This window comes from Flavobacteriaceae bacterium HL-DH10 (assembly GCA_031826515.1).
Lineage (GTDB): Bacteria > Bacteroidota > Bacteroidia > Flavobacteriales > Flavobacteriaceae > Thalassobellus > Thalassobellus suaedae.
Window position 1 is genome coordinate 666,691 of the sequence record CP134536.1, and the last position, 12,665, is coordinate 679,355.

At 34.1% G+C, this 12,665-nt stretch carries 6 protein-coding genes; 1 reads left to right on the forward strand and 5 read right to left on the reverse strand.

Translation table 11 applies throughout. From position 1 onward, the window contains the following. Positions 1-39 precede the first annotated feature (39 nt). Positions 40-261 (reverse strand): hypothetical protein, encoded by a 222-nt coding sequence (locus RHP49_02920; protein ID WNH13214.1) that lies wholly within the window; start codon positions 259-261, stop codon positions 40-42. Positions 262-1,011: 750 nt separating this feature from the next. Here RHP49_02920 and purL point away from each other — a divergent pair. Beyond that, positions 1,012-4,686 carry a phosphoribosylformylglycinamidine synthase gene (gene purL / locus RHP49_02925; protein ID WNH13215.1) on the forward strand — a complete coding sequence of 1,225 codons (3,675 nt, stop codon included), beginning with the start codon at positions 1,012-1,014 and terminating at the stop codon, positions 4,684-4,686. 76 nt (positions 4,687-4,762) lie between these two features. On the opposite strand, the gene ppdK is transcribed toward purL, so the two are convergent. From ppdK to pflB, 4 genes are all read right to left on the reverse strand, one after another. Continuing rightward, a complete protein-coding gene (gene ppdK / locus RHP49_02930; protein WNH13216.1) occupies positions 4,763-7,492 on the reverse strand; it encodes a pyruvate, phosphate dikinase in 2,730 nt (909 codons plus the stop codon). Between the two features lie 285 nt (positions 7,493-7,777). Further along, positions 7,778-9,280, reverse strand: a complete 1,503-nt coding sequence (locus RHP49_02935; protein WNH13217.1) for a DUF3360 family protein — start codon at positions 9,278-9,280, stop codon at positions 7,778-7,780. A 157-nt stretch (positions 9,281-9,437) separates the two neighbouring features. Next, complete coding sequence (pflA, locus tag RHP49_02940; protein ID WNH14369.1) at positions 9,438-10,187, reverse strand: pyruvate formate-lyase-activating protein; 750 nt, start codon at positions 10,185-10,187, stop codon at positions 9,438-9,440. 84 nt (positions 10,188-10,271) lie between these two features. Further along, entirely contained in the window at positions 10,272-12,497 is a 2,226-nt protein-coding gene (gene pflB / locus RHP49_02945) for a formate C-acetyltransferase (protein WNH13218.1), read from the reverse strand. Positions 12,498-12,665 lie beyond the last annotated feature (168 nt).

Consider the following 12,665-nt stretch of genomic DNA (forward strand, 5'->3'; position numbering starts at 1 on the left):
ATATACCTGTAATTCAGTATAATTAATATGCTTTATCTATTAATTATCTATCTCCTTAAGATCATCTCCAAGTTCTTTCAAAGCCTCCTCTAAGTCCTTCACACTCTTTTCAATATCTACAGCAATCACTTCCAACTCCTTTTCAATAGTTTCGATTTCTTCAATTGCCGCAAGAGTTTCCTCCTCCTCCTTGTTTGTGTCTTTACAAGCTACAAATCCCATAAGGAATATAATAGCTAATAATTTTGATACAGTTTTCATTCGTTTTTAAGTTTAAGTTAGTATTATCTCTTAACTAACATACGTATATTATACCAAAACAGATCATCTTTTTTTTATTGTTGGACGAATACGATGTCTTAACGCACTAAATATTATGTTTTAAATGAAGATTTCTTGCAATTGATTAAAGCAATTTATTAATATAGACTGGAATGCTAAAAACCATAAAAGCAATTTCATATAATAACGATGCACAACACTGGTAACCGTTGCACAAGTCACTAAATTATAAAAAACAGACTTCTATAACTGCCTTTTAAGGACGTTTCTTTTTTCAGATCACTTTATAATTAACTATTTTAAGGGTCATTAAAAACAACTTTTCGAACTTGTACACACTGTTTTTTACTAAAAAAATAAAGCAAGCATTCCTGCTCCACTTTTCACTCTTTTTTGGGTGAATTTTAAATACCTTTTCAGGTTATAAGCTATAGCTGATAAATGCATAGATTTCCCATCGTTCTTGGAAATGCGAAGCATTCATGAATCCCTTAATTTAAAATAGAAAAACAATGAACTAAAAGATGTTCACGGCCTTTTTTAATATTTCAAGTTCAAGTTCCTTTTCTTTAAGAGCTTTGCGCCCCCTTTTTCGGGGTAACGCCCAGAACAAAAAACACCTGTTTAAAACCCCTTAATAACTCTCTGCTTAGGATAAATATTTTTGCGTGAAATTCAACTAAAAAGAAGTAAATTTGCACTTTCTTTAAACAAACAAATCAAGATATAATGATTCATTTCTTTGGAAACGTAACCAGTAAGGTATTTGCTGTTCAAACAACAAAAGAATTATCAACTGAGAGCATCTCAAAATTAGTTTGGTTATTTGGTGACCAACCTAAAATAGAACAAGCATCACTAGATGCTTTTTTTGTTGGACCGCGTGCGGCTATGATAACGCCTTGGAGTACCAATGCGGTTGAGATTACCCAGAATATGGGAATTTCTGATATTATTAGAATTGAAGAATTTCAAGCTATTCCTGAAGATTTTCAAGATTTTGACCCGATGATTTCTGAGAAATTCAAAGGACTGAATCAAGACTCTTTTACCATCGATATTAAACCAGAACCTATTCTTAATATTGAAGACATTGCAGCTTACAATGCACAGGAAGGCTTATCGTTAAGCGATGAAGAGGTAGCATATTTAGAAGGTGTTGCAAAAAAAATTGATAGACCGTTAACCGATTCTGAAGTATTTGGGTTTTCGCAAGTAAACTCAGAACACTGTCGTCATAAGATTTTCAACGGAACGTTTGTTATTGATGGGGTTGAAAAACCAACGTCGCTTTTTAAATTAATTAGAAAAACATCTGAAACACACCCTAACACCATTGTTTCGGCGTACAAAGATAATGTGGCTTTTGTTGAAGGCCCTAAAGTGGAACAATTTGCACCTAAGCGTGCCGATATTCCTGATTATTATACTACACAAGATTTTAATTCGGTTATTTCGCTTAAAGCGGAAACACATAATTTCCCAACTACAGTTGAGCCTTTTAATGGTGCTGCAACAGGTTCGGGTGGTGAAATTAGAGATAGATTAGCTGGTGGAAAAGGCTCACTACCACTAGCGGGAACAGCGGTTTACATGACCTCGTATTCACGTTTAGAAGAAAACAGACCTTGGGAACAAAAATTTGAAGCTAGAGATTGGCTATACCAAACGCCAATGGATATTTTAATTAAAGCATCAAATGGCGCATCCGATTTTGGAAATAAATTTGGACAACCTTTAATTACTGGTTCGGTACTTACTTTTGAACATGCTGAGAATGATTCGGCAAGCACTTCAAAATCAAGAAAACTTGGTTTCGATAAAGTAATTATGCAAGCTGGAGGTATTGGTTATGGTAAAAAAGAACAGGCTTTAAAAGACACACCAAAAGAAGGCGATAAAATAGTCATTCTTGGTGGTGAAAATTATAGAATTGGTATGGGTGGTGCTGCGGTATCTAGTGCCGATACTGGCGAATTTGCATCAGGTATCGAATTAAACGCTGTACAACGTTCTAACCCGGAAATGCAAAAACGTGCTGCCAATGCCGTTCGTGGTATGGTAGAGAGTGAAGAAAACTTTATTGTGTCTATTCACGATCATGGTGCTGGCGGACATTTAAATTGCTTATCAGAACTAGTTGAAGATACGGGTGGAAAGATAGATTTAGATGCTTTACCTGTTGGAGATCCAACACTTTCTGATAAAGAAATTATTGGTAACGAATCTCAAGAACGTATGGGACTTGTGATTGCCGAGAAGCATATTGATACCTTACAACGTATTGCAGAACGCGAACGCTCGCCAATGTACACGGTTGGTGATGTTACAGGAGACAATAGATTTACTTTTGAATCTAAAACCAACGGACATAAACCTATGGATTTAGCCATGGAAGATATGTTTGGTAGTTCGCCAAAAACTATTTTAACAGACAAAACGGTTTTAAGAAATTACAAAAACCCGAGATATAAAACCAAGAATTTACAAATCTATTTAGAGCAAGTGTTACAATTAGAAGCTGTTGCTTGTAAAGATTGGTTAACAAATAAAGTAGACCGTTGTGTTGGTGGTAAAGTTGCCAAACAACAATGTGTAGGACCTTTACAAATTCCTTTAAATAACGTAGGTGTTATGGCACTAGATTATAAAGGAAAAGAAGGTATTGCGACTTCTATTGGTCATGCACCTATTTCGGCATTAATTAATCCGGAAGCAGGAAGTAGAAATGCCATTACAGAATCGCTTACCAATATTATTTGGGCACCATTAAAAGATAATTTAACGTCTGTTTCTTTATCTGCTAACTGGATGTGGCCTTGTAAAAATGAAGGTGAAGATGCGCGTTTGTATAAAGCTGTAGAAGCTGTTTCAGAATTTGCTATAGATTTAGGAATCAATGTGCCGACAGGGAAAGATTCCTTATCAATGAAACAAAAATATCCTAATGAAGATGTTATTGCGCCTGGAACCGTTATTATTTCGGCTGCAGGAAACTGTAATGAAATCAGTAAAGTTGTAGAACCTGTTTTACAGGTAAACGGACAAAATATTTATTATATAAATGTTTCTCAAGACGATTTTAAACTAGGCGGAAGTTCTTTCAATCAGGTTTTAAACACCATTGGAAACGATGCTCCCGATGTAAAGAACACTGCTTTTGTTAAAAACGTGTTTAATACCATTCAAAATCTAATCAAAGCAGATAAAATTTCTGCTGGACATGATGTGGCTTCTGGAGGATTAATTACAACCTTATTAGAAATGTGTTTTGCTGATGTGAATTTAGGAGCAGATTACAATATTTCTTCTTTACTAGAAGACGATTCAATTAAAGTATTATTCTCTGAAAATTCGGGTATTGTTTTTCAGGCTGATGCATCTATTGAAAACATTTTAGCTGAAAACAATATTGAATTTTTCAATATAGGAACCGCTAACAATTCTGGAAAAATCACCATTAAAAATAATGATGATACGTTTGCTTTTGATGTTACCGAAATAAGAGATGTGTGGTATAAAACCTCGTTCTTATTAGATCAAAAACAAACAGCAAATGGTTTAGCACAAGACCGTTTTGATAATTATAAAAATCAGCCACTTCAATATACATTCCCAAAACAGTTTACTGGAAAACTGCCAGAAATAAACGGAAAAAGACCAAAAGCAGCTATTCTTCGTGAAAAAGGAAGTAATTCTGAACGCGAAATGGCAAACGCTATGTATTTAGCAGGTTTTGATGTAAAAGATGTACACATGACCGATTTAATTTCGGGTCGTGAAACTCTAGAAGATATTCAATTTTTAGGTGCTGTTGGAGGTTTTAGCAACTCCGATGTTTTAGGGTCTGCCAAAGGTTGGGCCGGCGCTATTAAGTACAACGAAAAAGCAAATAAGGCGATTCAGAATTTCTTTGAAAGAGAAGATACGTTATCTGTTGGAATCTGTAATGGTTGTCAATTGTTTATGGAATTAGAAGAAATTAACCCTGATCATGAAATTCATGGTAAGATGCTTCATAACGATTCGCATAAACACGAAAGTTCTTTTACATCAGTTAAAATTCAAGAGAATAATTCGGTAATGCTTTCAACGCTTGCTGGAAGTACTTTAGGCGTTTGGATTTCTCATGGTGAAGGAAAATTTAATTTACCTTACGGTGAAGATAAATACCAAATTGTTGCTAAATATGGTTATGAAGGATACCCTCACAACCCAAATGGTTCTGATTTTAACACCGCTATGATGTGTGATAAAACAGGTCGTCATTTAGTAACCATGCCACATATTGAGCGTTCTACCTTCCAATGGAACTGGGCAAACTACCCTGAAGGACGTAAGGATGAAGTAACACCTTGGTTAGAAGGATTTTTAAATGCTAGACTTTGGATTGAAAACAAATAGTTTCAAACCTATATAAATCAAAAAATCCCTGATGCGTATTAAAACACATCAGGGATTTTAATTTAAGAATTAGTCACTATACCTTTTCTTTTATTACTGCTTGAGCAGAAACTAATCTTGCAATTGGTACTCTATAAGGCGAACAACTCACATAATTCATACCTACATTATAACAAAATTCTACCGAACTAGGTTCGCCACCATGTTCGCCACAAATTCCAACTTTTAAATTAGGTTTTATACTTCTACCGCGTTCTGTTCCTATCTTAACCAACTGCCCTACGCCTTCTTGATCTAAAACTTCAAACGGATCGACTTTTAAAACACCTTTTTCAAGATAAACAGGCAAGAATTTACTAGCATCGTCACGCGAATACCCAAAAGTCATTTGAGTTAAATCATTTGTTCCAAATGAAAAGAAATCTGCCCGTTTGGCAATCTTATCGGCTAATAAAGCTGCTCTAGGAATTTCAATCATGGTTCCTACCAAATAATCTATACTATCATTTCTTTCTTTAAAAACGGTATGCGCTGTATTTCTAATAATGTCTTCTTGTACTTCAAATTCTTTAACTGTTCCTACTAAAGGCACCATGATTTCGGGAATAGCAATTTTACCTTTTGCTTTTACATTTAAAGCGGCTTCAATAATTGCTCGGGTTTGCATTGCAGTAATTTCAGGATAAGTAATACCTAAACGGCAACCTCTATGTCCTAGCATAGGATTAAACTCTTCTAATTCGGCCACTTTTATTTTTACGGCTTCTAATGAAATATGCATATCTTCAGCTAAACTTCTTTGAGTTTCTAACTGATGTGGTACAAATTCATGTAAAGGTGGATCTAACAACCTAATGGTTACTGGTAAACCTGCCATAGCTTCAAAAATACCTTCAAAATCTTCTCGCTGCATGGGTAATAATTCGTCTAAAGCTAGCTTTCTTCCTTTTACAGTATCTGCCAAAATCATTTCTCGCATGGCTTTAATCCGGTCAACTTCAAAAAACATATGTTCCGTTCTGGTTAAACCTATACCTTGTGCACCAAAACTCCGTGCAACTCGAGCATCTTTTGGGGTATCGGCATTGGTTCTTACTTTCATAACACTATACTTATCGGACAGTTTCATGATTTCTGCAAACTCACCTGTTAATTTAGGCTCTATGGTATTAACTTTCCCTTCAATTATATTACCTGTAGAACCGTTTAAAGAAATCCAATCACCTTCATGATATTCATGACCGTCTACTGTAAGTGTTCTCTTTTTATAATTAATTTTTAAAGCTCCTGCTCCAGAAATGCAGCATTTCCCCATACCTCTTGCAACAACAGCGGCATGCGAGGTCATACCACCACGAGCAGTTAAAATACCCTTAGCAATATTCATACCCTCTAAATCTTCAGGAGATGTTTCAATTCTGACTAAAATACTAGTCTTGAATTTATTGGCTTCATCTGCAAAAAAAACAATTTTTCCAGTCGCAGCACCAGGAGAAGCAGGTAAGCCTTGTGCAATTATAAGAGCCGTTTTTAAAGCATCAGGATCAAAAATGGGATGTAACAATTCATCTAGTTTATTAGGCTCTATTCGTAATAACGCTTCTGCTTCATCAATCTTATTTTCTTTTAAAAGATCTATAGCTATTTTTACCATAGCAGCACCAGTTCGTTTACCAGTTCTGGTTTGTAAAATCCAAAGTTTGCCATCTTGAATAGTAAACTCCATATCTTGCATATCGCGATAATGCCCTTCTAATTTTTGCTGATATGCATCCAATTCTTTATAAATAGAAGGCATTAATTCTTCTAATGATGGATAATTTTCGAATCTATCTTGCTCTTCAATTTTTGCTAATGTTGCCCAACGTTTCGATCCTAATCTAGTAATTTGCTGTGGTGTTCTTACGCCTGCAACTACATCTTCTCCTTGAGCATTTATTAAATATTCACCATTAAAAACATTTTCTCCAGTTCCAGCATCACGTGTAAAACAAACACCTGTACCCGAATTGTCGCCCATATTTCCATATACCATAGCTTGTACATTCACAGCCGTTCCCCAATCTTCTGGATACCCATGCATATTTCTGTAGTAAATAGCTCTATTACCATTCCAACTATTAAAAACTGCTATAATGGCTCCCCAAAGTTGATCCCAAGGATTTATCGGAAAATCATGTCCTGTTTGTTTTTTAACAGCATCTTTAAAATCATAAACTAAATCTTTTAAATCTTGAATAGAAAATTCTGTATCTAAATAAATACCTCTTTTCTCTTTAAGGTTTTCCATGATTTCTTCAAACGGATCAATATCTTCTTTTGAAGCAGGCTTCATTCCTAAAACCACTCCGCCATACATTTGAATAAAACGTCGGTAAGAATCCCAAGCAAAATGTTCGTTTTTAGTTTTTATTGCTAATCCTAAAACAACCTCATCGTTTATACCAAGATTTAAAACAGTATCCATCATCCCAGGCATAGAAACCCTTGCGCCAGAACGCACAGACACCAGTAACGGATTATTTTTGTCGCCAAATTTAGTTCCCATTAACCTTTCAATATTTACAATAGACGCTTCCACCTCTTCTTTTATCATGCTTAAAACAGCCTCTTCTCCAAGTAAATTATAATCTGTACAAACTTCTGTAGTAATCGTAAATCCTGGTGGAACAGGAATACCTATGGCACTCATTTCTGCTAAATTTGCCCCTTTACCACCTAGTAAATTTTTCATTTCACTATTTCCGTCAGCCGATTTATTTCCAAATCTGTAAACTCTTGTTTTTGCTTCTTCTAGTAGTTCCATAATATTTATAGTTAATAGATTTTGCCTTCATTTAAAACTCTAATAAAAATTTATGAATTTCAATTTTAGACTATCTATAAAACTATATTACAATCACATGATTTTCAATGATATAAATCATATAATATATTATTTTTATTTTTTATATAAAAACAAAAACCCCAATTTCAAATAAATGAAATTGGGGTTTTTAGGATTTATAGTTAACCAATTTATGAAGCTTCAGATCTGTTTATCATAATAGCATTCAATTTTTTATACAAACTCTAAATACTGTATTTTTTATTACAAGAAAGATTCAATACCATAACTTCCTCTAAGCATTCCTACTACAAGAACTGCTGCAACGCAAATAATGAGTATAGTCAATGGAATAACTAACCTATCTATAACAGATAACTTCTTAGCTCTATCTTTATCGCCTATTAAACCATTATTATCTAAAAACATAGCTAAAGCCCAAGCCAATACTGGATTTGTTACCATAGCCATAAAAACACAAACTCCGGCAGCTTGTGCACATGAACTTTTTTTAATCATTTGAATACCAGCTTCAATCATAGGTAAAAACACACCAACAAGTAACGCAATACATCTTACTGGCGGCCATACAGCTACATCCATCGGGCTTCCTAAAATAGCAACTGCCATAACCATTAAACCTAGAAGAATAGCTCCTGCTGGAATAGGTCTTTTTGCTATTGCAGCCGGAATTAAATAAGTACCCCAAGATGATGTAATATTACCACCACCAACAGCTGTTCCAACCATTTGTCTGATTGAACACATGGTCATAGTATCATCAACATCCATTAAGACTTTCTCTGATTTCTTTGGGTAATTCATTTCTTGAAAAATACGATGTCCTAAGAAATCTGGCGACCACATTGCTACCGCTAAAATGGCGAAAGGTAAAGACGCAATAAAGTGCTCCATTTTAGGTAAACCTAGCATCCAACCTTCATCTGTACTTCCCCACCAATATGCTGGATTAAGATTTGGCAATCCAATTTCTGTTGTAATTTGAAGATCAAAACCAGCGCCTCCAATTAAAGCAATAGCTAAAGCTAAAATTGCACAAGCAGGAATAGCTAACCAACGCTTATCTATTCGAGCAAGAAAACTGTATAAAATTACTGTAAAACTTAAAATAATTAAGGCTAAATAACCCATAGATCCTGCTTCAACAGCTGTTGATTCAAGTCCCATGCCCCAATTTTGAATGGTTTTAATTTGACTTATTGCTCCCATAAAACCTAAAAAGGTTAATAATCCACCAGCAACGCCTTTACTTGTTAAATTTACTAAGCGAGATCCACCTTTAAAATAACTAAGTAAGAGTCCAAATACACCAATTAAGATTGCTAAAGCTAAAGGGTGCGCTCCTGCTAAAGCAATTGTTGCAATAAGCGGAATCATAGGTCCATGATTACCTGCTAAATTTGCTCTAGGATTAAAAAACCCAGAAGCCAAAATAACAAACAAAAAGGCAGGAATTATCATCTCCACTCTAGATACCTCAATAGCAAATTCCTTCCCTAGTGTAATGTGATCCCAAGCTTCGGTTAAACCGTTAGCCCAAGCCATCATTACTGACGAATACATAGCTATAATACCAAGAGTTCCTGCAAGTGCTGGCACTAAATCTTCCCATTCAAACCTAAAATCTCTTCCTGGAAGATTTAATTTGAATCTTTTAGGTTTCATTATTTGCAATTCATGATCTAGGTAATCTGATCGACTCTCAAAATCTGAAGCCGGTTTATGCTGTTCTTTATAAGTTTTCATGTATTATTTTTTCGGACGAGAAATTAGTTTGTTACTATTTTTAATTGAAGATACATGGCACTTCTTTATTAAAGAAGCGATAATAAACCCCATGTAAAACCAATAAGGTATTTGTTGTTTTAATTTTTTTTGAATTTATAATGCTAAAAACAGCGTATTAGTTGTGTTTTACTTCTTTAAAGTATTGACTTAAAATTTTTGAAGCAGTAGCAATTTCTTCTTCTGTATTTTCGCGAACATCTTCAAGCTCATATTTCCAACCTAAGGCTTCCCATTTATGAATTCCTAATTTATGGTATGGCTGAATTTCAATTTTTTCTATGGTTTTAAAATCTTTAAAATGATTTCCTAAAACATGTAATAATTCTGGTTTATCTGTGATTCCTGGAATTAACACATATCGTAACCACATTTTTTTACCAGAATCTTCTCTATATTTAGCAAATTTGAGACCTGTATCTTTATTAGGATTACCAGTTATATATTGATAACCTTCTTCAGTCATATGCTTAATATCTAGCATGATTAAATCGGCATAATCATCTAACAACTCCTGTGAAAAATGATTTAATATGCGTCCATTAGTATCAATATTAGTGTGGATTCCTTCTTCTTTTAACCTTTTAAAAAAAGGGATTAAAGCTTTTGCCTGTAATAATGGTTCGCCTCCAGAAACGGTTACGCCTCCTTTTTTCCCAAAATAAGGTTTTGTTTTAAGGACCATTTCAACTAATTCTTCTATAGGATAATCGCTCCCACCATGGGTATCAATAGAATCTGGGTTATGGCAATACAAGCATTTTAACTTACATCCTTGCAAGAATATAACCATTCTAATACCTGGACCATCATGTGTTCCAAAGCTTTCAATAGAATGTACTCTTAAAAAATTTGCTTGAGTTTCGATAAGGCAGTGTTTTAAAAATTAACATCTGATAGAAAAGCTAAAAAACTTCATCTATCAGATGCTTAAAATTATTTAAATAATTAATTACATTGATTTGTGGAACGAACGGTTTATAACATCTAACTGTTGCTCTCTAGTTAATCGAACAAAGTTTACCGCATATCCCGATACTCTAATAGTTAATTGAGGATACTCTTCTGGACGCTCCATAGCATCTAATAAGGTTTCTTTATTTAATACATTCACATTTAAGTGTTGTGCATTTTTAGAAAAATAACCATCTAGAATGGTTCCTAAATTTTCTATACGTTCTTCTTGGTTAGCACCTAAAGATTTTGGTACCATTGAGAAGGTATTTGAAATACCATCTTGAGAATCGGTATATTTAATTTTAGAAACCGAGTTTAAAGAAGCAATCGCTCCTTGTGTATCACGACCGTGCATTGGATTTGCTCCTGGTGCAAAAGGAACACCTTTAGCTCTACCGTCTGGAGTCGCTCCAGTTTTCTTACCGTATGCAACATTAGATGTAATAGTTAATACAGACATTGTTGGTTCTGCGTTTTTATAAACAGGTAGTTTCTTTAATTCATTATTAAAATCTGCTACTGCATTTACAGCCAATTCATCTACACCGTCAACATCATTTCCGTATTTAGGAAACTCGCCGTCAATTACGAAATCTACTGCTAATCCTTCTTCGTTTCTAACTGGTTTTACTTTAGCGTATTTAATAGCTGAAAGCGAATCGGCAACAATTGATAATCCGGCAATACCATAAGCAATATTTATACTTGGATTTGTATCAATTAAAGCCATTTGAGCTTTTTCGTAGTAATATTTGTCATGCATGTAATGAATAATATTCATAGAATCATTATAAACACGAGCCACTTCTTTCATAGCCACTTTAAAGTTAGCCATTACTTTATCGAAGTCTAAATATTCATCTGTATATTCTGGAATACCTTCAACCATTAAAGTTCCTGTATTTTCGCATCGTCCAGCATTAATAGCTAATAATAAGGTTTTAGCTAAGTTGGTTCTTGCTCCAAAAAACTGAATAGATTTTCCTAATTCTTGGTAAGAAACACAACAAGCAATTCCGTAATCATCAGATCCACGATTCGTTCTCATTAATTCATCATTTTCAAACTGAATTGAAGACGTATCAATAGAAACTTTTGCACAATAATCTTTAAAATTTTGTGGTAATGCTTCAGACCAAAGAATCGTAATATTTGGTTCTGGTGATGGTCCTAGATTATATAAGGTATTTAAGAATCTAAATGATGTTTTAGTTACTTTAGTTCTACCATCTGAAAACATACCTCCAATAGCTTCTGTTACCCATGTTGGATCTCCAGCAAAAATCTCATTATATGCTTCCATTCTTAAATGACGAACCATACGCAATTTCATAACAAACTGGTCGATATATTCTTGAGCTTCTACCTCTGTAATGATGCCTTCTTCTAAGTCATTCTGAATATATATATCTAAAAATGTTGATACATTTCCTAAAGACATAGCTGCACCATCTTGTTCTTTAACCGCAGCTAAATACCCCATATAGGTCCATTGTACAGCTTCTTGAGCATTTTCAGCAGGTCGACCTAGATCTAAATTATATTTAGCACCTAACTCAATAATTTCTTTTAATGATCTAATTTGCTCTGCAACTTCTTCACGTAAACGAATAACAGCCTCAGTCATTGGTCCTCCCAAGTTTTCTAAATCTGCTTTCTTTGCTTCAATTAAGAAATTGATTCCGTAAAGAGCAATACGACGGTAATCTCCAATAATTCTACCTCTTGCATAGTTATCTGGCAACCCAGTTAAAAATCCTAATGATCGGAATTTTTTTATTTCTGTAGTATAGGCATCAAAAACACCATCATTATGAGTTTTAACAAACTTGGTAAACAAATCTGTTAATGCATCATTTGGCTTCACACCATGTTCTGACAATGCTTTTTGAACCACTTTAAAACCTCCAAAAGGTTTCATCGTTCTCTTTAATAATTCATCTGTTTGAAGACCAACAATTACTTCATTTTCTCTATCAATATAACCCGCACTAAAGGCATTAATAGTAGAAATTGTTTCAGTATCAACAGATAGTACACCATTATTTTTTTGTTCTTTTTGTGTTGCGCTTTTACATATATCCCATAATTTTTCTGTTTTCACACTTGGACCAACTAAAAATTGGTCATCTCCACTATATGGGGTAATATTATTTATAACAAAATCTCTAACATCGACTTGTTTTGTCCAAAGTCCACTTTTAAATTTTTTAACTTCCATTTTTACCTTAATTATCAATTACGAATATTAATTTATTCTTACTGCATCAAAAGTAGAATTAACCTTTAATCTTAAAGCTGATATATATCAGCTTTAATCTCCCTAAACACCTTCTACTAAAGGATTACTTTACGAAAACGTTTGAAATATGATAATTGAAAAATTAAA